Raw genomic sequence first — 25,809 nt, 5'->3', positions numbered from 1 at the left:
AAGCCGTACTCGGCCCTACTCCACCGCGAGCGCCACGAACGCCGCCCACTCGTCCCGGCCGACCCGCAGCACCGGCCCGCCACCCACGGCCTTCGAGTCCCGCACGTACACGGCGTCCAGGCCGGCAGCCACCTCTACGCAGTCGCCGCCGCCCGATCCGCTGTAGCTGCTCTTGAACCAGCGCAGCCCGCTCACGTTCTCGGATACCTGATCCACGCTCATGTCTCTCCCACCAGCCGTTCGATGAGCCGCGCAGACTCGACGCCGTTCAGAGCCTGTGATCGCAGCTTGCCATATCGCAACCCAAAGGCGCTGACCTCTGCGGGATCATGCACGACGCACCCGACTTCCTGAGACTCGATGTAACCGAGGTGCTGGTGTTCCTTGGTCTCCAGCACCACGAACGGCCCGTTCAGGCCGGAGTGGAACCCGCACGCGGCAGGCATGACCTGGACCTCCACGCTTCGCAACGCACCTACCTCCAATAGGTGTTGCCACTGTCCGCGCATGACCTCCGTGTCGCCCACCGGATTCCGCAGTGCGTCCTCCGCGAGGATGAAGGACAACTCGGCGAGTGGCACCCGCGTCAGCAGCTTCTGCCGACTCAGCCGCGCTTCCGTGTGCTGGTCGATGATCTCCGCGCTCAGCGGCGGGCAGTGCCCGGCGAACAGAACCCGCGCGTACGCCTCCGTCTGCAACAGCCCTGGCACCAGTAGCGGATCATAGGAGAAGCGGCTCAACGCCTCCGCCTCAAAGAGCGCGAAGTTCCTGAAGAACCTCGGCAACTTCGCCCGATCCACCTCCCCCTGGAGCGCCTCAAGAACCCCGCCCGCCTCCAGCACCCGCTCCGCCGCCACCGTGAACGCCGCCTTCGCCGGCCGCCGCCCCTGCTCGACCGAGGCCACCTGCTCCAGCGAGTAGCCGATCGCGTCGCCGAGTTGCTGTTGGTTCAGCCCGGCCCGCTTGCGCAGGTACTGCAACAGCACCCCGTACGCCGACCACACGCCCGGCACATCGGGCCCCTCATCCTTGGTCTTCGCGCCCCGCCCCGTCCGCGTGTCGCGTACGTCCCGTACCGCCCTCACAGTCCCACGCCCTTCCCATCCTGTTCCGCGCCCCGCCCACGGCCGCGCTCGCCACCGGCCCCCTGTCCAACGCGACGCGCGGGAACCGGGACACGCGCCCGTCCCGTACAACGCCCGTACAAGTCCCCGTACAACCAACCCCACAGTCGCCCGCCCCCTCCGTACGACGAGGGCGACGTACGGCCGTCGTACCTGGTCAGCGGGCCATCCAGTCCACCAAGCTGACATCGTGACCCACTATCAGCTGACCGGCGAGGCGAGGCCGGCTCTCACTCCCGCCCGCCAAATGACCCTGCGCTTCAGCGGCACCAGGCGCGGTGCTCGCCTCGCCCGCCAACTTGCCGTGCAGCAGTTCGCCGAGTGGACCGGCCTCCCGTACGACTCTGACCCCGCCCGTACCGTCGCGCTCGTCACCGCCGAGCTGGCGTCGAACGCCATCCGCCACGGCAGCCTCCCCGGCCGGGACTTCAGGCTGGCGCTCCTGGTCCTGCCCGACCACTTCCGTATCGAGGTGACGGACACCCGCCCCGAACGGCTCCCACCGCCCGTGCCCCCGCAGCCCGCCGACGAGACCTCGGGCCGCGGGCTGCTCATCGTCCAGGCCTACGCCGACCGTTGGGGACACACGGCTCGCGACGCGTACACCAAGACGGTCTGGGCGGAGGTGCGGCTCTGCCCCACGGTCTCGTGACGCCGGCCCACCCCTCGTCCCGGACAGGCCCGGCGTGAAGCCGCCGCAACGCCGACGAGGGGGAGGACCGTCAGTGATCGGCGTAGTGCTCCGCCAGCTTCTGGATCTCCCTGGTCCACAGCACCACGTCGTCGCCCGGCCGCTTGTACGGTGCGCGCCGGGCCAGTTTGAAGAAGCCGCCGGACGGCCACCTGCTGTCCTTCAGCACCACGAGTGCCGACAGCAGGGGCAGCGATCCGTCCGGGCTCTCCCGGACGGAGGCGTCCTCCAACAGGTAGGGCATGGGACCCTCGTGGGCGGGGACGTGATGACCGAGCCGTGCCAGTTCGCCGCTCAGATCACCGTACGGGATGGGCGCCGCGCCCTGGCGCGCCCGCGAACGCAGGATCTCGATCACGGCGTCCAGAGCCTGCTCGTACTCCAGCGTGCCCTTCTGCATGTGCCCTCCCGGCCTCGGATCCGACGACTGTCGAACCTATGCCACTGGCGGTGCGCGCGCTGTTCGAATGCCCGAAGTGAACAGGCGTTCCCTTGTGAACTGAGTGCATGGGTCCCATACTGATGGCGATCAACCGCCGCTCGCCCTCTCGGCGGGCAGGCGCGCATGGCCGGGGGGAGTGCGTGAACGGGTGGGCGCGGCCAGGCAGCGTGTGCGCTTCCAGTGCCGCAGCGATGGCACCGGCTGCCGGACGCCACGGCACGACAGGCCCCCAACGACGCGCCGGCTCGAACACGTCCCGAATGATGAGGAAGTGGTGTCGGCCCGGACGCCGACTCCACGTCGGCGCAGCGAAAACGCGCCCTGACCCTGTCCGGGCCGGCACCCCCGCTCTCCCGTCATCGGAGACCTCGGCCGTGCCCGGCGATCGCCGCACGCGCCCCGACTACCTACAACTGCGACAAGCGACTTCAGGAGCGGGCGATGGACAGCGAGATCCAGCTGATCAGTGACGATGACGGGCTGATGGTCATCGGGAACGCGGCTGACGTCGACCGCTTCCTTATCTCTGAGGGACTGTCGTCGTCGAAGGACCTCGGACCGCAATGGCTCACGTCCGTCTTCGGTGCCGGGGCCGCGGTCGCGCAGGCAGGTTCGGAGTTCGCCGCGGAATCCGGTCGCTGGGTGAAGCTGACTCCTAAGTCGGCGCAGCTCGTCAAGAAGTACGGACTGAGGGGAGGCTCGAAGACTGGTTTCGGAACGGGTGTGGTGAAGGGGCAGAAGGGCCAGATCAGGGGATTCGTGGAGTTCGTGAAGGGACCCCGATCGTTCCTGACCAACCCAGCGGCCCTCGCCAACGCCGCGAAGCTCATGTCGCAGGTTGCGATGCAGCAGAGCATGGACGAGATCACCGACTATCTCGCCACGATCGACGCGAAGGTCGACGACGTGTTGCGCGCCCAGAAGGACACGGTGCTGTCCCGCATGATCGGAGTGGGCCTGGTCATCGACGAGACCATGACCATCCGCGAGAGGAGGGGCAGGGTCGACGAGACCATGTGGTCGAAGGTGCAGGACGGGCCGACGGCGATCGCGGAGACCCAGGTGTACGCCTTGCGTCAACTCGACGCGATCGCAGAAAAGATGGAGCGGCAGTCCAAGATCGGTGATCTCGTCGCGACGGTCAGGGAAGCCGAGTCCCCGGTTCGGGAGTGGCTCGCCGTTCTGGCTCGCTGCTTCCAACTGCAGGACGCGATCACCGTGCTCGAACTCGACCGGGTGCTGGACGCGTCCCCGGAGGAGCTGGACGGTCATCGCCTCGGACTGAAGGCCGCCCGGCAGGACCGGCAGGAACTCATAGCGCGGAGCACCGAGCGACTGGTGGGCCGGATGGATGCGGTTGCCGGCACGGCCAACGCGAAGGTGCTGCTGCACCCGGCCAAGTCGCCGGCTGTGGTCCAGTCGAGCAACCATATGGCGATCGGCGTCCATGACTTCCACGAGCGGCTCGGGATCGAGTCCGGTCGCCGGTCGTCGGAGGCGAGACGATGGGCGGAAGCGGCCACCGAGGTGAGGGACAAGGCGCTTGAGACAGGCGCGAAGGGCGTCGATGCCGCCAGAAGACACGGCAAGGTGACCCTCGACCGGGCCGGTTCGATCAAGGACAGACTCGCCGGCGGGATCGCCGAGCGAGCGCGCCGGCGGCGCGGGGGCGGGACGGGGAATACCGAGTGAGCGCAGGTAGTCGTCCACGCTCCGCCCCGCGGGATCGACGCCAAGACGTTCGTCCGCGCGGGCTTCGAGGGTGTGGGGTGCGACCCGATCAGCCGAGAAATGTGCCCGCCCCTACCGCCGCACGGCACGTTTGGGGCTCGTCGGCATCCACTCGACTCACCGGACAGCGCGTGGTCTTCCAGTGACTTTCGCGTGAGACATGAGGGGGCGCGCAGATGGTTTCGGCCGCGACCGAAGAGGACAACCGCAAGGTACAGACCGCCGTCATGGGCGGGGCACATGGGCATCGGCCCGTCTTCCTTCCCTACGAGAAAGAAGCTGCTCAGCGTCTCCGGCAGAGGCACGGGGCTGACGCGTTCAGCTGCGGTGTCCTCCTGGGAGGGTGCGGCCAGGTACTGACCCTGCGTGCCTGCGGTGACAGGAAATCCCATTTCGCCCACCGCCCGCCCGTACGGTGCCGACGTACCGCCGTGGGGGAGAACAGCGCGGACCACCTGTACATCGGAGAGGCCCTCGTCCACTGGCTCCGGGGGCAGAGACAGCCGAACGTCACGGTCGCGTACGTCCGGCAGGCCCACGCCCGCAGCGACTCGATCGAGATCCGGTTCGGCCCGAAGGGGAGGCGCCGCCTCCTGCACGTACAGATGGTCCGCCGCTCCTTCTCCGAGTGGAAGGACGACAGAAGGAGACTCGAAGCCGCGTCCGGCAAGTACTCGACGATGCGCACGTACGGCCCGGAGAGCGAACTCTCCCCCTACGAGGTACAGGCTGCCGGATACGCACTGCGCTTCAGGTGCGAGACCCGTGAGGGCACGCGTGAGGTGTCGATCGGTACACAGTCGCCTGAACACAAGGTCGAGTGGACGACCCTTGGACGGTGCAGCCTCAGCGACCAGGGACTCGTAACGCCGTCGCTCGAAGCGGCTCCGGGGGGCGACGTCCTGCGCCTGAAGGGTGCAAAAGACCTGGCGACGCCGCGTAAACCGGTCGCGTCGGAGGCGGCGGCAGCCACAGGCCGGACAGCAGCGCCGCAGCACGGGGGAACCGGGGCGCCGGTGCCTCGGCCACGGCGACGGGCGACCGAACGTGGCGAGTTGCCCGGCTGGGAAGAGCAGCCGACGGCCACTGTTTCCCCCTCGCACGAGGCGGCCGAGGCCGCACCCGATCGGCCTGTCGATCCCCGGGTGAAGGCGGCACGGGCAGGGCTCCCGCCGGTCGTCGACGATCTCCTGCATCGATTCACGGCCGCAGGGTCGAGCCTCATGCTGGTCGGCGCCTCAGTCCGTCAGGCGTTGGTGGGCGGCGTCGGACGCGAACTCGATTTCGTCACGGACGCCGGCCTGCGGCAGGTGCGACTGATCGTCCACGGCTCGGGAGACGAGGTCCGGCTGCACCGAGCCGGCACGTCCGGTGTCGTGAGCCTCCGCAAGAAGGCGGGCGCCCACAGCTACACCATGCGCATCAGCGCACGTCCGGCGCCGTCGCAGGATCGTGCCTCCCGATGGAGGGCGGAGGAACCGGAAAAGGCGTTGAAGGCATACCTGCTGCGCAGTGACTTCACGGTCGACGCCATGGCCCTCGGGCTGTCGCGCGCGACTCTGACAGACCCCTTCGGCGGACTTGAGGACCTGGAGCGATGCGTGTTGCGCACGCCGCGCACACCTACGGTGTCGATCACCGACGATCCACGGCTGATGCTTCGAGTGGTTCGCTGCGCCGCCCAACTCGGCTTCGAACCGGTACCGGAGCTGAAGAGTGCGATGCACACGATGGCAAGACGGGTCACCGAGGTCTCCGCCGAGCACGTGCGGGAGGAGCTCACCGGCATGATGCTCGCAGCCCGCCCCAGCGCCGGTCTGCGCCTGCTGGTCGACACGCGACTTGCCCAACACATCCTTCCGGAACTGCCCGCCCTGCGGTTCGAAAGCGCCGAACACCACCGCCACAAGGACATCTACGAGCACACACTGAAGGTCCTGGACCAGGCCATCGCCCTGGAGACAGACGGGCCCGACCTGACACTGCGGTGGGCGGCGTTGCTGCACGACATCGGTACGCCACGTACACGCCGGACCGACCGGGACGGTCGTGTCTCCTTCCACCACCACGAGGTAGTGGGCAGCAAGATGGCCCGCCAACGTCTACGTGCCCTGACATATCAGGGGCAACTGAGCGATGATGTCGCCCGGTTGGTGGAACTGCATCTCCGGTTCCATGGCTATGTCGACGACAGGTGGACCGATCCGGCTGTGCGTCGATACGTTCGCGACGCCGGCCCACTGCTCGACCAGCTGCACAAACTCACCCGCGCCGACTGCACCACGCAAAACCGACGCAAGGCGCAAGCACTCGCACGCGCCTACGACTCCCTGGAAGCGCGCATCGGGCGCCTGGCGGTCGAGGACGAACGGGAGTCCGCTCGCCCGGACCTCGACGGCCACCAGATCATGGAGATTCTCGGCATCCGTCCCGGGCCCGAGCTGGGAAGAGCCTATGCATACATGCGGGATCTCCACATCGAGAACGGGCCCATGAACTTCGAGGAGGCGAGGGACGCTCTCCTGGAATGGCGAGCCCGGCGGGACCGTTGACTCGAGCCGGCGTGCCCGCCGACGCGGAGGCCCGAACTCGGCCGGACTCCGAGCCTGTGGATTTCGAGGGCGCTCGCTCTGGACATTTCTCCGGAACATGTCGCTCCGCTCTTCTCGATGCCCCTTCCGTCGACCCGGACCAGCGTGAGGTCGTTCAGCAACCGCACGGGCGATGTCTCCGTTCAGAAGTTCCGACGCGCATTCAGACCCTCCGCGCCAGATCCAGCGCCGCCACCCCGACGAACCAATCCAGCACCTCGCAGATCTCGTCACCGTGCTCCGCGAAGACCCCGAGCGGGAAGGACGGGCGCAGCTCCAGTTTCGCCTCGGGGAGGTCGATTCCGTCGATCTTGTTGAGGCGGTTCAGGAGCTCCCGGCGCTGCCCCGTGTCGTCGAAAGGGCTGCGGGTCTTCAGGTACTGGAAGACCACTTCGACCGTCCCGCTGACGGGATAGATCCCGACCGGCCACATCAGGTGCGGCCGACGGCTGGTCCCGAGGTCCAGCATGGGGAAGCAGCTCGTCTCCTCGTGCCGGCCGTAGGTCACGTGGCCGCCCTGGCGGCGCCAGAAGTCGAGGGCCGCCATGATTCCGGCGTATGCGTCGGGCCAGTTCTGCCGCAACTGCGCGCGGAAGCGCTCGGCCGCCTCCGTGTCCTCCCCTTCGGGGAGCGGGTCGTGCGCGACGGGCTGCGCCACGTCCCTGCCCAGCAGGGTGGCCAGTTCAGCGGCCGACAGGCGCTGGGAAGCGTGGGCTCGCCCGAGGGAGTCGAAGCGTACTCCCTCGCTCGCCAGCAGCTCCTGCGGCGGCGGCCGGTCACTGCCGTCCGCCCAGCGGAACGACGTGGAGATCTTGCCCTCGACGGTGAGTACCCGGTATGCGCCGATCACGCTCGTGTTGGCGCCCAGGTAGGTTCCGACGGGCACCGGGTGGCTGCCGATCAGCTCGGCGAGATCGCCGTACGTCGTCCAGGTGCCGCTCGGCATCGCCACCAGAGCGGCCCGTAGCTCGGCCCAGCCCGATGCTTCCTCACCGGTCGGCTTGACCCCGCCGATCGGACCGGGCCACAGTCCCACGGCGCGGTCGGCCAGACGGTCGGCACGTTCCAGGATCTGCGCCTTGCCCCAGCGCTGTGCCGAGGCGATCTCAAGATTCATACGCAGAGCACTGCAGTCGAGGATCTGCTGCTTGCGCTCGAAGGGGTGGTTGGAAAGCTTGGCGTTGTCACCGGTCAGCGTCAGGTTGCCGAGCGTGTGCACCAGCAGGTCGTGCAGCTCCTGCGGAGTCTGGTTCGGCTCCGTCTCCTCGGCGAGCAGGTCGAACCACGCGGGAGCGGGGCGTTGTGGCAGGACGTGCTCCACACTCAGGGACGCCTTGGCGAAGTCCACGGGCTCGGAGGCGCGGTAGCTCTCCTCCAGGCGGCGCAGGATGAAGCTGCGTTGTGGAGGGCGTCCGGACCAGTAGAACGGTTTGGCGCGGACCGCCTCGCGCAGTTCCTCGTCGCTCGGCCAACGCCGGCGCCGACCGGACAGGAACCGCCGTACCGCCTCGGCGGCCGGCCGATCGGTCTCCAGCTCCTTCGGTGCCTCCATGAAGATCCGGTTGAGGCCGCTCGTGGGCGTCTGACAGATCAGGCGCCGCACCAGATAGGACTCGACGTAGCCCAGCGCCTGAGCCGCATCGTCGGGCGTCGTCCTTCCGACCGCGAGAAGGTCCAGCAGGTGGAGCGCGAGTGGGTAATGCGTCTGGCCGCCCCAGGAGGTCAGACGCTCCAGGATCGCGCGGAGGGCGGGGGATTGCTCGCGGGCGGGTTCGACGATGCGTAGGAACCTCCCCGCGCGCTCGACAAGTTGTTCGATCTCGCGCTGCAGCGCGTCCTCGTCACCGGCCAGCGGCTGGAGGCGTTTCTGCTGTTCGCGGTAGATCTCACTCTGCTTGGTCTTGTAGTGGCCGCGTACCACCAGGTCGAGCCAGACCAGGAGTTCGAGGTTCTTGGGCCCGAGGCTCTGCTGCATGGGCAGCCACAGTTCCTGGTAGATCCGCTCGCCGCGCTTGGGCAGCAGCATGAACACGTAATTGCGCAACAGGTCGCTCTGGCTGAGCCCGACACCCGTGTTGTTGATCGACTCGAAGATCCGGTACACGTTGTCGCCAGGCTCGGCGGTGATCTCCACGATGGAGAGCAGGTCCTTGAGTACGGTCTCGACCGTGGCGGTCCACTGCTCGTCGCCTGCCTCGTGACCCTGGGTGAGCGCACCGCGGAAGAACCGGTAGGCAGCCCCGATGTTGTCGCCCCCGCCGGCCTCCGCCCGGGACTGGACACAGGCGGTGTACGCGTCCCGGTCCGCCTGCGTGGGCAGCAACCGATAGTGGTCCATGCCCTCGTGGAACTCGTTGACCAGTACTTGGCGGTGCACCCGGTCCACCCCGCGGGCGTCACCCGTCTCCTTCAGGTGGTCGCGCAGCGCGGTGAAGGCCAGCATTAGCGTGGTCAACCGCTGTTGTCCGTCCACCACCAGCCATCTCTGCACGCCGCCCGCCTGGATCTGACCGGGTGCGAGCACCACCGACCCGAGGAAGTGCGGCGCGGCCGGCTCGCCGGCCAGGTGCTGATCGACGAGTTCGCCGATGTCCTCCCACAGCCGCTGAAGCTGCTCCCTGCCCCAGCTGTACGTGCGCTGGTAGAGCGGCACCTGGAACTGCTTGTCCCCTTGGACGAGTTTCAGGAAGGTGATCTCCTGGGCGCGCATGCGCCTCCTTTGCCGACGGCGCCCTGACGGGTGCAGAGGTCAAGCCCGTCACGTCCGATGTCGCACCGGCCAGGGGCGGTTGTCGTTGAATCTATGCCTTCTCGGGCCGCGCTGTCCGGCGAAGTCGGGGACGAACGACTGGAGATGCGCTGCGTCGTCTCTTTGGGGGAAGCGGGTCGTCGTGATGCATCCATCCGAAGACCGACGTCACGGAGTCGAATCCCCCGGGCCAGGACCGAAGGGCATCTCGTCCCCACGATCACCGCCGGCCCAGCTCGACGGGGGCTGCCCGAAAATGGTACGTGCGGACTTGATCGTCAGTCGCCCGAAGACATGGTTGCCGCCGGCGCCGAGCGCGGCACCGATACCCAGTGGCACCTGTTTGCTCAGCACCAGGACCCCTTGCTTGGTACCGTATTTGGTGATGAACCGCGGGCCCAGAACGCTGTTGGCCCGGTTGATAGCGCTCATGGGGATCGCACCGACGATGCGCCGTGCCCAGTAGGGGCCAGTGCGCCCGATGACTTTGTCCAGAGTCTTCACCGCTCCGTCGCCGAGGAGGACGGTCAAGACCAGGAGCTTGCGCCGCTCGAAGTCGTCATGGTGCATGCCGTGAACCTCGGCCAGCGACAGCGTGTAGAGCACTGACGCTTCGGTGAAGAGCATGACATCAGCCAGAGCCGTCGGGATTCCGGCGCCGGGTACGAGCCCTGCCGCGCCGGATGCACCTCCGGATGCGGTGACGCCGGCAAGGTAGTAACGATCCAACCGACGGATCAACTCCTGTGGGGTGTCGCTCGGGTGGACTCGCCGCAGGCGCTCGACGTGCTTCCGCGCCAGCGGCTGCTGGGCGACCAACGCCTTGTCGAGAGCCTGTTGTAGCAGGCTCTTGGCGTCATCGACCTTGCTCATCGGGGTTCTGGTCCTCTCGGATCGCGAGCGCCTCTGGGGCGTCGATATACGGCCAGGTCTGCGGCCAACCCCGACGGTGCGGGTGGGTACGTCGGTTCTGGAATGCGCGCCCGTCATTTCCTCGACCAAGCGATCGGGGACGGACGAGGATCCACCAGCTGCTCCACCGCGCTCTTGCTGAGCGGATGGTTGCCGGTGTTGCGGGTGAGCCACTCTGCCACCAACTGAGGCAATACGTTGGCCACTTGCATGTGCATGGAACCATTGCGCTTCTCTGGCGTGGTGTCGAGAGACAGCCTGCCGCGCAGTGTGAACTTAGTCAACATCGATGTGATGGCAAGATGTCGGGCTTGAAGGTGTCGAGGGGGCGTCGGTCGGCGTCGTCGCCGGTCACTCGGCGGCGGCGGTTTGTGCGGGATGTGGTCACGGCGGAGTTGAGGTCCGGTATTGCTGATACGCTCGCAATGTGTGCTCAGTTCACACTCGAGTCCGCGCGCCGGGGGGCGCCTCGTGATCGGCTCGTGGTGGTCGGGGCGGGATGAGCGGACGGGTCACCGGATGGCCCTCAGCAGCAGTGGGGTGGGCGTGTGAGTCAGGATGAGCGCGGGCTGGGCGAAGGCCTGCGGCCGGTCGGTTCCGTCTACCAGTACGACGACGGCCTGTATGTGCGGGTGGACGACGTCGCGCCCTACGCACTTGCGGACGCCGAGAACAGTCACGGGTACCGGCAGGGTGACGACCTGGTCCGCTGCACCCTGTCCCTGAGCAACGGCACCGGGCGGCCACTCGACCTCGACGGCGTCACCCTGCTGGTGCGGGGAGGGCCGTACGGCAAGACGGGCCGTCAGGTGCAGGACTACCGCAGTGACGTGCTCGACGACGAACTCAAGGGCACCCTGCGTACGGGGCGCAGGGCCTCCGCCACCTGGGCCTTCAGTATTCCGGCCGGCACCGCCGGTGACCTGGACATCGAGGTCCGCTTCCCCGCGCGCGACCGGGGGAGCGTCACGTTCAGCACGGCGTCGGCCGCCGCTGCGGTGGTCGGCGCGCGCCCCGTACCGATGGCGTTCGATCAGTCCGTACTGTTCGGTGAGCGGCAGCAGTCGCTGTTCGCGGAGCCGGATGACGCCCCGGAGCCCGTGACCGGGGCCGGGCACGCTGTCTCGGCCGCGGGCGGGAAGCGAGCGGCCACACCGGCCGTCCTCGACGTCGTCCCGGCCCATCCGACCGGCCCCGGGCGTCAGACCGCCCGGTCACTGGTCCCGGAGGTCTCCGCCGACGATCTGGATGCGGCTCGGGTCCGGCAGATCTTCCGGTTCCTCGCCGAGGCCGAGGAGTCCAAGACGCGCCCTGTGCGCACGCTCGACGGGGCGGCCGGCACCGTGTGGTTCGACGAGCTGCCGGACGACGACGGCGTCGAGGTGATGATCGACGGCGCTCTCGCGGGGGACGACCCGGCCTGGCTGACCGTCGCCCGCCCCGAACGCGAGGACGCGCCACACCCGAAGGCTCTGCTCGCGCCCTGGGTGGACGAGACCCGTATCCGTGACTTCAAGGAGCCTCGCGCCCCGCACCTGCGCCGGCGTATCGAACCCGAGTTCCCCGACTGGTCCCGGGGCATCCCGCTCGACAAGACCTACCACGAGCTGGACGAACACCCCCAGCGGGAGAAGATCGAGAAGCTGTACGCCGCCTGGGAACAGGAATGGCTCGCCTGGGCGGAACGGCGCCGCGCGATCGACCCCCTGGTCAGGCTGTACGACCGGCTGCACAAGATGCACGAGGACGCCGCGGGCCTCGGCGAGGCGTACGAACTCGTCCTCGGGCTGGGCCGGCTCACCTGGCAGACGACCTCCGGTCAGCGAGTGGAGCGGCACCTCATCACGCACCGGGCCACCATCCGGCTCGACCCGTCCACCGGCACGCTCACCGCCGCCCCCGACCCCACCGCCGCGGGCCTGGAACTCGAAGAAGGCATGCTCGAAGGGGCCCAGCACGTGCCGGGCGCCGTGCGCGAGACGATCGTCGAGGTGCTGGAAGGCGCTTTGGACGTGACCGATCCCGAACACCTCGACGCCGTACACACCGCGCTGCGCAGCTGGGTGAACGCCGCTCACAGCGCCGGAAGTTACGCGCCGACCGTCGAGCGTGCCAAGCCGCGCAGCCTCGATGTCCCCCAGGTGGGACTCACTCCCGCACTCGTCCTGCGCGAGCGCAGCCGCCGCTCCACCATGGACGCTCTCAAGGCAATAGCCCGGCAGATCGACGCGGGCACGCCTCCCACCGAACTGCTCGGCTACATCGCGGGCCGGGACGGCGCGCTGACCGCGGCGGACCTCGCGGCGGCGGAGGACGACGGAACGCCGCAGGGTGGCGACGAGATGTACTTCGCCCTGCCTGCCAACGAGGAGCAGCGCACGATAGCCGAGCGCCTGCGCGCCAACCGGCTCGTCGTCGTCCAGGGGCCGCCCGGTACCGGCAAGACGCACACCATCGCCAACCTGGTCACCGACCTGCTCGCCCAGGGCAAGCGGGTCCTCATCACCAGCCACACCCCGCGCGCCCTGCGCGTGCTGCGGGACAAGCTGCCGGAGGCCGTCCGTGACCTGTGTGTGAGCCGCACCGAGGACGGCGCGGCCGCCCAGCGGGAGCTGGAGGCGTCCGTGCAGCGGATCCTCGGTGAGTACGCGGGCTATGACGAGAAGGCCTCCGCCAAGGGCATCCGGACCCTCCAAACACGCCTCGCCCAGGCCCGTGCCGCCCAGCAGGCCATGCTGCGCGACCTCGCCGTACTGCGCGAACAGGAGACCCACCGCTTCGAGGTGGAGATCGGCGACTACAGCGGCAGCCTGCAGGAGATCGCCGAGCGCCTCACCGCGGAGGCGGAACGATACGGCTGGCTCGGCCCTGTCCCGCAGGAACAACCCGCCTTGAGCGCCGACGAGCCCCTGCGCCTGCTGCACACCACCCGCGCGTACACCCCGCACCACCAGGCCCTCGCGGCAGAGGTGCCCGGTCCCTCCGAACTCCCCGGACCCGGCGACTTCGAGGAGGCCGTGCGCATCGTACGGTCGGCCGAGCAAGCACACACGGCCGCGCGCGAGGACGCGTTGTGCTCCGAATACGACACGGCCGTGCGGAGTCTCGGCGAGGGGGGACAGCAGAGGCTGTCCTCGGTGCTCGACGTCTTCTCCACCACCCGCGCCCGCGCCGCGGCTCTCGCCGTCTCGGCCGGTGACTGGGCCGCGACGCTCCTGGGGCAGGTGACCGAGGGACAGGACTGGCAGGCACGCAGCCAGCGGGCCGCCGTCACCGAAACCCTGGCGGCCGTCGACAACTCGCTCGCCACCCTGGGCACGGCCATGGTCAGCGGCCTGGAACAGTACGCCCCGGCCACCGCGCTCGCCCAGGCCACCGCACTACACGACGGCCTCTGCCAGGGACAGAAGCTGCGCGGACCCCTCGGCATGCGCTCCAAACTGGCCAAGACGTCCGGCGCGTTCGTGGAGCACGTACGGGTCGACGGCCGGGCGCCGGAGGACGTCCCGACCTCGGCCGTCATCCTGGCCCGCGTCCAGCTGGAACTGCGCCTGGCCCAGGTGGAGTCCGAGTGGGGCACGCCCGTCGCCGCCTGGCAGGGACACGGACCGCGCCTCGCGCGGCTGCGACAGGACGCGGAGGTGCTCGATGAGCTGCTCGCCGTCGCCGCCGCCCGCACCGACGTCCTGACCGCTGCGGCCACGTCCCCGGCACTTGCGGTCGCCACCTGGCAGGACCCGTCCGTCGAGAACGCCGTACGCACACTGCTGCGCGCGTCGACCACCCTGCGCGCGGCCGAACCGGCGCGCAAGGTCATCGCGGACACCGAGGAGCTGCTGCGCGCCTGGGGCGACCGGCCCGGTGTGTCGCCCGCCGTCGTGCGCGCACTCGGCGCGGTCCGCGACCGTGACCCCGCCGGCTACCGCGTGTTCAGCGACGAGATGACCGAGGTGCGCGAGGCAGCCCGGCTGCGCGCCGAACAGGACGCGGCCCTCGCCCGTGTCCGCGAGGCGTTCCCGGACCTCGCCGAGCGGATCACCACCACACACGAGGACAGCGCCTGGGACGCCCGGCTGCCCTCGCTCGCCGAGGCCTGGGCCTGGTCCGCATGGCGCGACCGCATGGAGCGGCTGACCGACCCCGAGGCCGAGCGAACCCTGCGCCGACGGCTGACGGAGGCCGACGACGAGGCCCGCATCATGCTCGCGCGGCTCGCCGCTGCCCGCGCCTGGCACCGCTGCCTCGGACTGCTCACCGGTGACCAGTCCCGGGCACTGAGCGCCTACCAGCAGGCAGCACGGCGCATCAAGGGCAAGTACCAGCACCGCTACCGGCGCGACGCACAGGCCGCCCTGCGCAAGGCACAGACGGCGGTGCCGGCCTGGATCATGCCCCTGCACCAGGTCGCCGAGACCGTACCCATGGACCGGCCGGGTCTCTTCGACGTCGTCATCGTCGACGAGGCCAGCCAGTCCGGCCTGGAGGCCATGCTGCTGAGCTGGCTCGCCGACCGGATGGTCGTCGTCGGCGACAGCAAGCAGGTCAGTCCGTCCAACGTGGGCCTCAAGCAGGACGAGTACTTCCACCTCAGGGACCGCCTGCTCACCGCGCTGGAACCTGACGTCCGCAGCCTGTTCGGCCCCGAGTCCAGCTTCTTCGACCTCACGGAAGCCCTTTCGGCGGGCCGCGGCACGCTCATGCTCAAGGAGCACTTCCGGTGCATGCCGGAGATCATCTCCTTCTCCAACGACCTTTGCTACAACCGTGACCTGCTGCCCCTGCGGCAGTACGGCGCTGACAGGCTGCCCCCGGTCCGCACGCAATACGTCGAGACGGGCGAAGCCGTCGGCGCCAACACGCGGCTGGCCAACATCGCCGAGGCCGAGGCCCTTGTGGACGCGATCGTGCGCTGCTGCGCCGACCCCGCCTACGACGGGAAGACCATGGGTGTCATCAGCCTCCGCGCGAGCAAGGGGCACCTGACGGAGCTGGAGAACCTGCTCGCCGAGCGCCTCGACTACGAGCAGCGCGAGGAGCGGCGCATCCGGGTCGGCGATGCCGAGGACTTCCAGGGCGACGAGCGGCACATCATGTTCGTCTCGTTCGTCAACTCCGCTACCACGGCCGCCGGATCGGTCCCGGGCGGCTTCAACGGCAAGACCTACGAGCAGCGCATCAACGTGGCGGCCTCCCGCGCCCAGGACCAGGTGTGGGTGTTCCACAGCGCGCGGACCGAACAGTTCCACGAGAACGACCTGCGCCGGCGGTGGCTCGATCACCTCACCCGTCCCGCGGAGGAGGACGTCGTCGCGGTCGAGGGCGAGGTCCTGCCCGACGTCCGACACGAAGCTTTCGACAGCCTGTTTCAGCAGCAGGTGTACCTGGAACTGACGACCCGGGGCCATCGGGTCCGTCCGGGATACAAGGTGGGCCGCCACACGATCGACCTGGTGGTGGAGGGCGGAACGCGTCGCCTCGCGGTCGCCTGCGACGGTGACGCCTTCGCCGAGGGGGAGGACGCCTCCACCGCGGCCGCCAGACAGCGCGACCTGGAACGCGTCGACTGGACGTTCGTCCGGATCCGGGGCAGTCGCTTCCACCTGGACCGCGAGCAGGCGCTGGCCCCGCTGTGGGCCGAGCTGGAACGGCTGGGCATCGAACCGGTCGGGCCGGAGCCGGAAGACCCCGGTGCCGCCGACGATGCCGCGACCGACGGGGCGGATCCGACCGCGGCGACCGGCGGTGAGGCGGCGGCCGACGGTGACATGGCCGAGTCCGGTGATGTGGCCTGGGCGGGTGCGGGTGCGGGTGCGGCTGCGGCTGCTGTGGTTAGTGGCGGCGGGCCGTCCGAGCCGCGGGGAGCATCGAGCCATGAGGCGGGGAGCCGGGACAGGGCGCGAGCGCACGCGCCGACCGAATCTGCGGCCGCTCCGGGGGCGCTGCCCGCGCCCCCGGACTCCCGCGAGTCCCTGAGTGGTCCGGCCCGACGGGCGACGCCTGCTGCGACGCTGCCGCGAGCCATGGCCGCGGACAGCGGGGCTGCTCCCACGCGGGCGGCTGGGGCGACGGCGCCCGAGGCATCGCCGGGAGCACGGCCAACCAACTCGGCAGGGAACGTCGTACAGTCCGAGAGCTCGGCGCGGTCGGCGATGCCAACACCGACCGCGCCGCGTCCCCTGCCGGTCCGGGAGATCCCCGCCGCAGCCTTCCAGCGGCTGGTGCGTGAGGTGCAGCAGCTCCAGACGGCGATCGACGCTCCCTACGAGACCTCCGAAGGAGCGGACGCGGCCCAGTTGGTCTTCCTCAGGAGGACCCAGGCCGAGCAGCGCGACCGGCGCACCAGGCGCCTGGCCTTCTTGCGGTCCTTCCTCGACTCCGTCAGCGTCGGGCGGGAAGGGGCTGCCCCCGACGTCGTGATCCCGGGCGCGCTCCTCCGCCTGGAGTTCGACGGTCAGGTGGACGAGGACACTCTGTACGTGATCGCCGAACTACCCACGGAAGAGGCGGAGATCGTGTCTCCGTCCTCTCCTCTCGGCCACGCGCTGACCTGGCAGCCGACAGGGCGCGAGATCTCGTACGACGCCTCCCAGGGCAGGTCGCGCACGGTCGTCGTGCGGGAGATCCGCGTTTGATCGCGACCACGGCACCGTGACAAGACGGGACCTGTCCTGCGAAGCCGTCTTTCGGCCGCGGGACAGGTCCCGGTGCGGCTCAGCCGGTGACCGGGTCCAGCATGTGGCTCCGCTCACCGCTCCAGGAGATCGTCAGCGCGTCGCGCGCCCTGGTGCAGGCCACGAACAGCAGACAGTGCTCGGCCAGAAGATCCGAACGGTGCTGCACGACGTCCTCGTCGGCCGGCGTCACCTGCGGAGTGAACGGCAGTACGTTGGACGTCACGCCGACGACGGCCACACAGCGGAACTCCAGCCCCTTCATGGCGTGCATCGTCGCCACGCGCACACCCGACACCGTCGGCCCCGGATCGTCCTTGACCGCGACCGCGGGGACGCCCTCCCGGCGCAGGCGGGCGATGACCGCATCGACCAGTGTGTTGAACCTGGCGCACACCGCCACTTCGGACGTCTTCACACCGTCCTCGTCGATCCAGGCGCGGATCTGTTTCACCAGCGCGCGCAGTTCGTCGTCCTGGTTGCCATGGCCGCGAGCCACCGGTACGCGGCCGTGCAGCTCGGAACGGTAGCCCCGGAGCGAGTCACGGCCGCCGTCGTCCTCGTCGTCCTCACCGAGCCGGCCCACCGGCTGACCGTCCAGGAGGGACGCGGACCAGCGCAGAATCTCCTCCGTGCTGCGGTAGTTGAGGCGCAGCCGGGACGTCCGTCCACGCACGTTGACGCCCAGTGACCGCAGCGAGACCCGGGAGTCGTAGATGCGCTGATGGGGATCGCCGACGAGGAACAGGTCATCCGCCTGCTCGGCCACGCAGGCGCGCAGCACCCGCCACTGGGCCGGGTGCAGATCCTGTGCCTCGTCCACCACGACATGGCGGTAGCGCGGCCCCTGCTCGCCCAGAATCCGGGCCGCCTGGTCGCACACCATGGTGTACGTCGCGGAGTCGCGCGAGGCCAGATCCCCCGCGAACCGTTCCATAACCCGCCACAGCCGGGCCCGTTGCACTCGTCCCACCTGTGTGCCGCGCCCCCTGCGCACACATCTCAGGTACTCCTCGGGCGTCCGCAGATCCTGAGCCAGGACGACGTTGCGGAACTCCTGGGACAGGAACCGCTCCGACCAGGGAAGATCCTCGCGCGCGGCGGCACGGGTCCACGCGCTCTTCTCCGCTGCCGCCGATATCGGTTTCGGTGAGCTGCCCCTGGCTTCCCGGATGACCCTGGCGGCCAGCGAGTCCACCGTGGTGACGTCGAGACGGTCGAGCAGATGTGCGTCCGCATCGCCGAGCAGGAGGGCAAGGCTGTCGCGCAGGGCGGCCGCCATGGCGTTGGTGAAGGTGGTGAGCAGGATCCGATCGCCCTCGCATCCGGTGCGCAGGAGGTGCCGTACCCGATGCAGGGCGACGACCGTCTTGCCGGTGCCCGGGCCGCCCGTCACCTGAGCCGGTCCGTTGAAGCCCGGGTGGTAGGCGTACCGGCGCTGGGCTGGGTGCAGGAAGACGCGCCAGCGGATGAAGTCCTCGGTGAGGATCCGCTCCAGCTCACCGGGGCCGGTGACCTCCACGATGCGGTCGGGCGTGTTGAGGAGTGCCTCGCTGAGCGTGACGGTCGGCCGGTCCTCCGCCGTGCGCACCGTCTGCCCGCGCGAGGCGATCAGTTGCTCCCAGACGTCCTGCGGCGAGTAGTCGGCCGCCAGGTATTCCAGTACCTCGTACTGGTCGGCAGGCATCATGGGGGGCGCCATGACCGTCAGGTCGTCGGTGGTGACGCACACGCGGGCCAGTCGCAGGACCTGTTCGTCGATGCCGAGGTCGCGCAGCACCGTGTCGGAGTGGTGCGCGAAGAGCCTCGTCGGGGTCTGGACCGCTTTCGTCTCGAAGTAGGTCTCCATCTGCTCAAGTGCCTCGACATTGCGAACCTCCAGGCCTCCGGTGGCGCCGTTGACCGAATAGGCGCGTTTGCAGGCCCAGTTGATCGCCTCGTCGTGGGGTGCCACCCTGAGGAGGGTGAACAACTCACTGCCGTCGTCCGGGGCGAGGAGCACGCCCCGGTAGAACCTGGTGACCCGGATCGTACGGATTCGGGGGTCGCGTGCCCGCTCGAGCTTCTCCAGATGCATTCCCTTGCTGGCGTGGAGCTGAGGCACGGTCAGGCTCCGGAACATCTGGATCGCGTCGTTGACCTCCTTCTGGACGGGTCTCTGCAGGGAGATCAGATCCGCGACGAAGTCGTCGGAGAGGGCGAGACGGGGCATGGGAGTCCTCGGGTCGCGGACAGGCGGTGGGCGGCCACCAGCCTAGAGATTGACGGGATGCAGAGCGACGCCCCTCTCGAATTCGTTGTGTGAACTGAGTCAACGAGTCTATATTTCTCGTGCTGCCACACCACCGGCGCACATCCGTGCTCCGACGGCCCTGTCCGAAAGGACCCACCGCATGCCGGCCCAGCCTGCCCAGGCCGCTGTTCCGCATCCGCTCGACGAAGTACCCCAGACGTTCCGTGCCGGGGACTCCTACGCGGTGCGGGACGCACTCGGGCACTATATTCGCCGGGATCTGCTGGGCCCCTGGGACGGTGAGACGGAAACGCTTCCGAGCGCCTCCTCCGGCCCCAGAGACCGGTACCTGGTCGGCATGCTCGGTCCACGCCCCCAGGCCGTCACCGCGGACCGGATCGCCCGTGCAGCCGCCCAAGGCGCGGACGGGGAGTCGGGTGACGAGCAGGAAGGTGACGACAGCGACCTCCAGGACCGGTTGAGTCCCCAGTCCGCTGGACACATCTGGGCGTCTTCGATGGGGCTGTCCTTCACCGCTCCAGCCTCCGTCGGCACGCTCAGCGCCACCGTTCGCTGGGGTCGCTACACCCAGTCGGACGAGGCCACCGAGCGGGGGACGACGGGCAGGGTCTGGTCACGTGAGCCCGTCGAGCGTCTGGTGGACATTGACGTGACCGACGGGGCAGACCGCACCGTTCCACTCGACGGCGACACCGTCGTCCTCGACGTGCAGGTACGCCGGCACACCGGCCGCACGGGCAACGAGGACCTGCGCATAGTCGAGCTGGCCTTGGTGAACCGGCAGCCGGACAGCGCGGACGCGCGCGACGCGCACTGGCTCTTCCAGACCGAGATCGACGTCACCGCCTTTCCCGACGACCAGGCGGCCGTCTTCCTGCCGATCGACGACCCCCTCGATCCGGCGAGCCACGACAACGCGTCCGAGGATGCCGAGGAGCGGCGACTGCGCCTCCTCTACCGGGACAGCCTCAGCCACGCCAAGGGCCGCAACGTCGCCGTTCACGCGCACGTCCGGGACGGAGAGCGCAACGCGCACCGCCTGACCACCGTCTGGCTTCCCGAGTACGACGTCAGGGCGACCACCGCGCCGGCACTTGAGGAGCAGGACCTCCTCCAGGGGCTGGAGCTGGGCATGGACGAGCTGGCGGCACTCGCCGTGCCCGACCGCCGGGCCGAACTCAGCGCGGCCCTGGCCCCGTTGGCCGACGGGTACGGCACGTGGTTGGAGCAGCAGCGTCGCAGTGCCGCCTTACTCCCCGAGAACCTGCGAGAAGCGGCCGAGACCGCGATCGAGCAGGCGCTCGAGGTCTGTGACCGCATCACCCTCGGCATCGACCGGCTCGTGGCCGACGAAACTGCCCTGCTGGCCTTCCGGTTCACCAACCGGGCCATGGCCCTGCAGCGCCGCAACACGGCCATCGCGGCCACCCGCACCGGACGCGAGAACGACTCCCGCTCCTACCGGGAGGCCTACGACGAGGTCCACGGCAAGGGCAAGTCGGCGGCCAGCTGGCGTCCGTTCCAGCTCGCCTTCGTCCTGCTGAACATCGACTCCCTCACCCAGCCCCGACACCCGCACCGTGGTACCGGCCGTGAAGCCCTCGTCGACCTACTGTTCTTCCCGACCGGCGGCGGCAAGACCGAGGCGTACCTCGGACTCGCCGCCTACACCTTCGCCCTGCGGCGCCTGCAGGGGACCATCGGCTCGGGAGCGGACGCCCGCAGCGGTGAGGCGGGCGTGGGCGTGCTCATGCGCTACACCCTGCGGCTGCTGACCGCACAGCAGTTCCAGCGGGCCGCCGCCCTGGTGAGCGCCTGCGAAGTCCTGCGCCGCGAGGAGTTAGCGCGGGACCGGCGCTGGGGACCCACCCCGTTCCGGATCGGGCTCTGGGTGGGCACCTCCGTCTCACCGAACTGGTTCGACGAGGCCAAGGAACAGATCGCCGAAGCCAAGGAGAACGCCAGCGACAAGCACGCCCGGGTCCTGCAGGTCCTCACCTGCCCTTGGTGCGGCAGCGGGCTGACCGCCCGCGCGAACATGGAGTACGACGAAGGACGCCGCAGAATCCTGCTGTACTGTCCTCGCGGCGAGGGGGAGGACCGCTGCCCCTTCTCCCGCCGCGAAGCGCTCGGCGAGGGCATCCCCGTCCTCACCGTCGACGAGGAGATCTACCGGCTGGCCCCCTCGCTGCTGATCGCCACGGTCGACAAGTTCGCCCAGCTCCCGTGGAACGGCTACTCCGGCCTGCTGTTCGGCAGGGTCACCGAACTGTGTCCCCGCCACGGATACCGCCACGACGACCTGGACGCCAAGACCGGCTGCGGTGGCCGCCACAACGCCAGGGGCGACCTGCCCGGCGTCACCGCCCAGCCCGTCACCCGCCTGCGGCCTCCGGACCTGATCATCCAGGACGAGTTGCATCTGATCTCCGGAGCCCTCGGCACCACCGTGGGCCTCTTCGAGGCGGCTGTGGACCAGTTGTGCACGTGGAGCTTCACCGACGTTCACGGAGGACGCTACGAAGTCGGCCCCAAGATCGTCGCCTCCACCGCGACCACCAAGCGGGCCGCCGACCAGGTGCGCGGCGTCTTCGGCCGCAAGGTAGCCGTCTTCCCTCCCCAGGTGTTGGACGTGGGCGACACCTTCTTCTCCCGGCAGGTGGAGCTGAGCCGGGTGAACCCCGGCCGCCGCTACCTCGGCGTCTGTGCGCACGGCACCCGCCTCAAGGCCGCCGAGATCCGCGTCGCAGAGATCCTGCTGCTCGCGGGACAGCAGCTCTTCGACGAGTACGGCAGGCCGGCGGACCCGTACATGACCCTCGTCGGCTACTTCAACGCGACTCGCGAACTCGCCGGCATGCGGCGGTATATGGACGACGACATCACCACCCGGGTGCGGTCCAACGGCAGCCGCAAGGGCCAGGACACGCTGTCGGACCGCATCGTGAGCAGAGCCGGGATGCTCAGCATCCAGGAACTGACCTCCCGAATCTCCTCGTCGGACATCGGCGCGGCCCTGAAGCGGCTGGAGATCGAGTTCGACCCCGAGCGGGACACCTCGGTGCGCAGGCGAGCCTTCCTGCGGGAGTACGCCGCCGCCATGAAGGACAAGCGCGAACCCCGCGCGTCCATGACACCGGCCGTTCGGCAGGCCGTAGACGTCGTCCTCGCCACCTCCATGCTGCAGGTCGGTGTCGACGTCTCCCGCTTCGGCCTGATGCTCGTCGTGGGCCAGCCGAAGAACACCGCCGAGTACATCCAGGCGTCCTCGCGGGTCGGCCGTGACGCGGCCCGTCCGGGCCTGGTGGTGACCCTCTACAACTGGTCGCGCCCCCGCGACCTCGCCCACTACGAGGACTTCGAGCACTATCACGCGACGTTCTACCGGCAGGTGGAAGCTCTGTCCGTTACCCCGTACACGCGCCGCGCGCTCGACCGCGGTGTCGCCGCCACCTATGTCGCCGCGCTGCGCCACGCGACCTACGACTCCTCCCGCAATCTCGACGCCCACCACGTCGACCTCGACGGACCGCTCGCCCAGGACGTCGAACGGCGGTTCCTCGAACGTGCCGAACGGGTGGGTGGCGACCGGCCCCGCCAGTACCTGAGCGAACGACTGGACCGGCTCAAGGACGAATGGCGCCGTAAACGGGACGAAAGCAGTTCGGCCCTCGCCTACCGCAAGGAGAAGCACAAGACCACCGTCGTGAACGGCCTGCTGCGACGGGCAGACGGCTCCCGGTGGACCGAACTGACCGTCGGCATGTCGATGCGTGAGACGGAGAACGAGATCAACCTGCTCCTCCCCGGCGGCGGCGTCTTCCTGGAAGAACCCTCCGGCGACGGCCCCGACTGGACGTTCGGCGCCTCCGGGACCGACTCCGACACCGACCCGGACACGGCAAGCACCGTGGACGCCGACGAATACGGGCCCGTCACGGCCGGCACGGTCAGGAAGGCACAGCGATGAGCAGCCAGGGCAGCAACCGCAGAGTCGGCGCCGTACGACCCAGCCACCTCATGTTCACCGCCGGAGTCGGCGCCCTCGTCGATCTGCCCAACTTCTCCGTCCTGATCCGGGGGATCGACTCCTGGAGTCACTCCGGTGTCACCGATTACGACATCGACGAACCCCGGCTGCGCGCCGCCGTCAACTGGTCGCTCCAGCGCTATGGACGCGGCCAGGTGGAGCAGTTGCGTGCTGCTCCCTGGCTGGAGGGCGCCGATGCGGACCCGAAGGGCTGGGCGGCACAGGGGGTCGGAGTCCCCGTCACGCCCTTCCCGCAGTGGCTGCGCTGCACCGCCTGCAATGTGCTGGCCGCGATCGACTCGGGCGAGTTCGCCTTCGTCAACGCCAACCCACGGACGCCGCACGAGGCGAAGTTCGTCCACGACTGCAAACGCGGGAAGCCGCTGGCCGTGGCGGCCCGTTTCACCCTCGTGTGCACCACCGGCCATCTCGACGAGTTTCCGTACACCCCGTACGTGCACCGTGGGCAGGCCTGCGGCAAGACGCCGCGCCCGAAGCTGCGCATGAAGGACCATGGCGGTAACCAGGCTGCCAACGTCACCATCGAATGCGTCGCCTGCGGCGTGAAGCGCAACATCCGGGAAGCCATGGGCGAACGAGGCCGGCGCAACCTGCCCCGGTGCCGTGGACGGCATCCGCATCTCGGCACCTACGAGGCGAACGGCTGCGGCGAGGAGCCGGTCTTGATGGTGGCGGGCGCGTCCAACCAGTGGTTCCCGCTCACCCTCAGCGCCCTGGCACTGCCCAAGGCGCAGGGAGGAGACATCGGCAAGCTCCTGGACGACCACTGGCCCGATCTCGAACTGATCGAGGAACGAGGGCAGTTCGACTTCATGGCGCGCATGCCCAAGTTCACCTTCCTCAAGGAGTTCGACGCCGACGGAGTGGTCGCGGCGATTACGGCCCGCAAGCAGGGAACCACCGGGTCAGCCCCCTCCGCCCCCGACGTCCAGGCCGACCTCTTTGGACCTGAATGGGACGCGCTCTCCGGTCCCGTTCCCACCCCCAGCGACGACTTCGCGCTTCGGCAGATGCCCGTGCCAGCCCGTTTGAGTGAGTTCTTCGCCGACATCAGGCAGGTCGAGCGGCTGCGCGAGGCGCGGGCGCTGATCGGGTTCACCCGGCTCGACGCGCCCGACCCCGAATCACCGGAGATCGCCACGCGCGTCGAGCTGTCCCGCGGGATCCGGAACTGGGTACCGGCCAGTGAGGTGCGCGGCGAGGGCGTGTTCCTGCGCGTAAGGGACGGTCTGATAGCCGAGTGGACCGCTCGCATGGAGAAGTCACCACAGATGGAGACGCACAGACAGGCGTACGCACGGTTTCGCGCCAACCGGAAGTCGGACCGCAAGACCAGCGACTTCGATCCCTACTACGGTTGGCCCGGAGCGAGGTACATCGCCCTGCACACCCTCTCCCACCTGCTGATTCGCACCATCGCCCTGGAATGCGGCTACAACTCCGCCTCGCTCGCCGAACGGATCTACGCGGGAGACGAACAGAACCCGAGGACCGGCATCCTCATCTACACCGCCGTACCGGACTCCGAGGGCACCTTGGGAGGTCTGGTGTCCCTGGCCGAGGAGCGGGAGTTCGATCGCATCGTACGCCGGGCCCTGACGGATGCTGGTCACTGCTCGGCCGACCCGCTGTGCGCCGAGCGCCTGCCACACGACCCGGCGGACTTCCTCCACGGAGCCGCATGCCATGTCTGCCTGTTCGTGTCGGAGACCACGTGTGAACGCGGCAACCGGTTCCTGGACCGTCGATTCCTCGTTCCGCTGACGGGGGACCAGGATCCGGTGCTGACGCCGGTCGGTCTGCTGCCGTGAGCCGACCCGCATTCGAGGGCGCTGCCGAGGTTGCCGTCGCGGCCCTCGGCCTCGTGCGCAGCAAGGACCTCGCCGGACTGCTCGCCCAGAGACGCAGCAGAGAACGCATACTCACCGAGCTGGCGACACCAGGAGTCAGCGAGGCCGTTGCGGCGCTCTGCGACGCCATGGAGTCGGAGTCGGTGCCTGCCGCCGAGGCGGCTGCGTACGTGCGCGGCTATGTCGCGGCCCGGCGGCAGGCCCGAGATACGGTCCGGGTTCGTACCGTGTGGAGTGGTCCCTCGACGCCGGCGGTACCGGTGCGCGCCACCGCCCAGGTGCTGGTCGAGGTCATCAACGAGGCGCAGCACGAACTGCTGGCGATGACGTACGCGGCTCGTCCGTATCCAGCCCTGACCAGGGCCCTGACAGAGGCTGCGGGCAGGGGCGTGCGGACACACGTCGTGGTCGAGACCCTGGCCGGCGCAGGCGGCCTGCTCTCGGGGAGCGAACCGGCTGACGCATTCGCGACTGTGCCCGGACTGCAGTTGTGGGTCTGGGCCCGGGGCCCGGCTGAACGGGGCCGCTCACGCCAGCACGCCAAGTTGGCGGTCGCCGACCGCCGCAGCCTCCTGCTCGGCAGCGCCAACCTGACCGAGTCCGCTGCACGGCGCAACATCGAGGCGGGTGTGCTGGTGACTGGTGGTGAAGCACCGCGGCGCGCGGCGGAGCACATCGTCGAACTGCAGCGTCTTGGCATACTCAGGCCTTTCCCACCACGCGAAGCTCCTGGCTGACCATGG

Annotated in this window: 14 protein-coding genes and 1 pseudogene; 8 read left to right on the top strand and 7 right to left on the bottom strand. The window is 69.2% G+C overall.

Annotated elements, in window-relative coordinates; translation table 11 throughout:
• Positions 1-15: 15 nt before the first annotated feature.
• The gene (locus tag ABZZ20_RS09360) at positions 16-222 is read right to left on the bottom strand and encodes a DUF397 domain-containing protein (protein ID WP_356868432.1); all 207 of its coding nucleotides are present in this window, start codon (positions 220-222) and stop codon (positions 16-18) included.
• On the bottom strand, positions 219-1,013 hold the full coding sequence (locus ABZZ20_RS09355) for a helix-turn-helix transcriptional regulator (RefSeq protein WP_356868430.1): 795 nt from the start codon (positions 1,011-1,013) through the stop codon (positions 219-221). Before ABZZ20_RS09355 ends, ABZZ20_RS09360 begins: the two co-directional genes overlap by 4 nt.
• A gap of 301 nt (positions 1,014-1,314) precedes the next feature.
• Between ABZZ20_RS09355 and ABZZ20_RS09350 the strand changes: the two genes are divergently transcribed.
• A complete protein-coding gene (locus ABZZ20_RS09350) occupies positions 1,315-1,776 on the top strand; it encodes an ATP-binding protein (protein ID WP_356868428.1) in 462 nt (153 codons plus the stop codon).
• Between the two features lie 70 nt (positions 1,777-1,846).
• Here ABZZ20_RS09350 and ABZZ20_RS09345 read toward each other — a convergent pair whose 3' ends face one another.
• Entirely contained in the window at positions 1,847-2,215 is a 369-nt protein-coding gene (locus ABZZ20_RS09345; protein ID WP_356868426.1) for a hypothetical protein, read from the bottom strand.
• Positions 2,216-2,698: 483 nt separating this feature from the next.
• On the opposite strand from ABZZ20_RS09345, the gene ABZZ20_RS09340 reads away from it, so the two are divergent.
• From ABZZ20_RS09340 to ABZZ20_RS09330, 3 genes and pseudogenes are all read left to right on the top strand, one after another.
• The gene (locus ABZZ20_RS09340; RefSeq protein ID WP_356868424.1) at positions 2,699-3,949 is read left to right on the top strand and encodes a hypothetical protein; all 1,251 of its coding nucleotides are present in this window, start codon (positions 2,699-2,701) and stop codon (positions 3,947-3,949) included.
• A 215-nt stretch (positions 3,950-4,164) separates the two neighbouring features.
• Positions 4,165-4,527, top strand: a pseudogene (locus tag ABZZ20_RS09335) (competence protein CoiA family protein); the annotation flags it as partial.
• Positions 4,528-4,593: 66 nt separating this feature from the next.
• Complete coding sequence (locus tag ABZZ20_RS09330) at positions 4,594-6,540, top strand: CCA tRNA nucleotidyltransferase (RefSeq protein ID WP_356868618.1); 1,947 nt, start codon at positions 4,594-4,596, stop codon at positions 6,538-6,540.
• Between the two features lie 202 nt (positions 6,541-6,742).
• Here the strand turns inward: ABZZ20_RS09330 and ABZZ20_RS09325 are convergent, their stop codons facing one another.
• From ABZZ20_RS09325 to ABZZ20_RS09315, 3 genes are all read right to left on the bottom strand, one after another.
• Positions 6,743-9,289 (bottom strand): DUF262 domain-containing protein, encoded by a 2,547-nt coding sequence (locus ABZZ20_RS09325; RefSeq protein WP_356868422.1) that lies wholly within the window; start codon positions 9,287-9,289, stop codon positions 6,743-6,745.
• A 207-nt stretch (positions 9,290-9,496) separates the two neighbouring features.
• Entirely contained in the window at positions 9,497-10,201 is a 705-nt protein-coding gene (locus tag ABZZ20_RS09320) for a hypothetical protein (RefSeq protein WP_356868420.1), read from the bottom strand.
• A gap of 113 nt (positions 10,202-10,314) precedes the next feature.
• Positions 10,315-10,527, bottom strand: coding sequence for a hypothetical protein (locus ABZZ20_RS09315; protein ID WP_356868418.1), 213 nt, complete (start codon positions 10,525-10,527; stop codon positions 10,315-10,317).
• 261 nt (positions 10,528-10,788) lie between these two features.
• Between ABZZ20_RS09315 and ABZZ20_RS09310 the strand changes: the two genes are divergently transcribed.
• Positions 10,789-16,872 (top strand): AAA domain-containing protein, encoded by a 6,084-nt coding sequence (locus ABZZ20_RS09310; RefSeq protein ID WP_356868416.1) that lies wholly within the window; start codon positions 10,789-10,791, stop codon positions 16,870-16,872.
• 79 nt (positions 16,873-16,951) lie between these two features.
• Here ABZZ20_RS09310 and ABZZ20_RS09305 read toward each other — a convergent pair whose 3' ends face one another.
• Positions 16,952-19,123 carry a UvrD-helicase domain-containing protein gene (locus ABZZ20_RS09305; protein ID WP_356868414.1) on the bottom strand — a complete coding sequence of 724 codons (2,172 nt, stop codon included), beginning with the start codon at positions 19,121-19,123 and terminating at the stop codon, positions 16,952-16,954.
• Between the two features lie 181 nt (positions 19,124-19,304).
• On the opposite strand from ABZZ20_RS09305, the gene drmA reads away from it, so the two are divergent.
• From drmA to drmC, 3 genes are read left to right on the top strand one after another with little or no spacing between them, the layout of a single operon-like run.
• Positions 19,305-23,135 carry a DISARM system helicase DrmA gene (gene drmA, locus ABZZ20_RS09300; protein WP_356868412.1) on the top strand — a complete coding sequence of 1,277 codons (3,831 nt, stop codon included), beginning with the start codon at positions 19,305-19,307 and terminating at the stop codon, positions 23,133-23,135.
• Positions 23,132-25,027: a DUF1998 domain-containing protein gene (locus ABZZ20_RS09295; protein ID WP_356868410.1), complete on the top strand. Its 1,896-nt coding sequence runs from the start codon at positions 23,132-23,134 to the stop codon at positions 25,025-25,027. Before drmA ends, ABZZ20_RS09295 begins: the two co-directional genes overlap by 4 nt.
• Entirely contained in the window at positions 25,024-25,803 is a 780-nt protein-coding gene (gene drmC / locus ABZZ20_RS09290) for a DISARM system phospholipase D-like protein DrmC (protein WP_356868408.1), read from the top strand. The genes ABZZ20_RS09295 and drmC overlap by 4 nt, the downstream gene beginning before the upstream one ends.
• Positions 25,804-25,809 lie beyond the last annotated feature (6 nt).

Origin of the sequence: Streptomyces sp. NPDC006430 (genome assembly GCF_040612395.1) — a bacterium.
Classification (GTDB): Bacteria; Actinomycetota; Actinomycetes; order Streptomycetales; family Streptomycetaceae; genus Streptomyces.
Note: the sequence above shows the minus strand (reverse complement) of the source record. Positions and strands in the feature narration are given on the sequence as shown.

Coding starts and splice junctions, on each gene's coding strand:
- ABZZ20_RS09360 (WP_356868432.1), bottom strand. CDS start 222: ATGAGCGTGGATCAGGTATCCGAGAACGTGAGCGGGCTGCGCTGGTTC.
- ABZZ20_RS09345 (WP_356868426.1), bottom strand. CDS start 2,215: ATGCAGAAGGGCACGCTGGAGTACGAGCAGGCTCTGGACGCCGTGATC.
- ABZZ20_RS09340 (WP_356868424.1), top strand. CDS start 2,699: ATGGACAGCGAGATCCAGCTGATCAGTGACGATGACGGGCTGATGGTC.
- ABZZ20_RS09330 (WP_356868618.1), top strand. CDS start 4,594: ATGGTCCGCCGCTCCTTCTCCGAGTGGAAGGACGACAGAAGGAGACTC.
- ABZZ20_RS09325 (WP_356868422.1), bottom strand. CDS start 9,289: ATGCGCGCCCAGGAGATCACCTTCCTGAAACTCGTCCAAGGGGACAAG.
- ABZZ20_RS09320 (WP_356868420.1), bottom strand. CDS start 10,201: ATGAGCAAGGTCGATGACGCCAAGAGCCTGCTACAACAGGCTCTCGAC.
- ABZZ20_RS09315 (WP_356868418.1), bottom strand. CDS start 10,527: ATGTTGACTAAGTTCACACTGCGCGGCAGGCTGTCTCTCGACACCACG.
- ABZZ20_RS09305 (WP_356868414.1), bottom strand. CDS start 19,123: ATGCCCCGTCTCGCCCTCTCCGACGACTTCGTCGCGGATCTGATCTCC.
- drmA (WP_356868412.1), top strand. CDS start 19,305: ATGCCGGCCCAGCCTGCCCAGGCCGCTGTTCCGCATCCGCTCGACGAA.
- ABZZ20_RS09295 (WP_356868410.1), top strand. CDS start 23,132: ATGAGCAGCCAGGGCAGCAACCGCAGAGTCGGCGCCGTACGACCCAGC.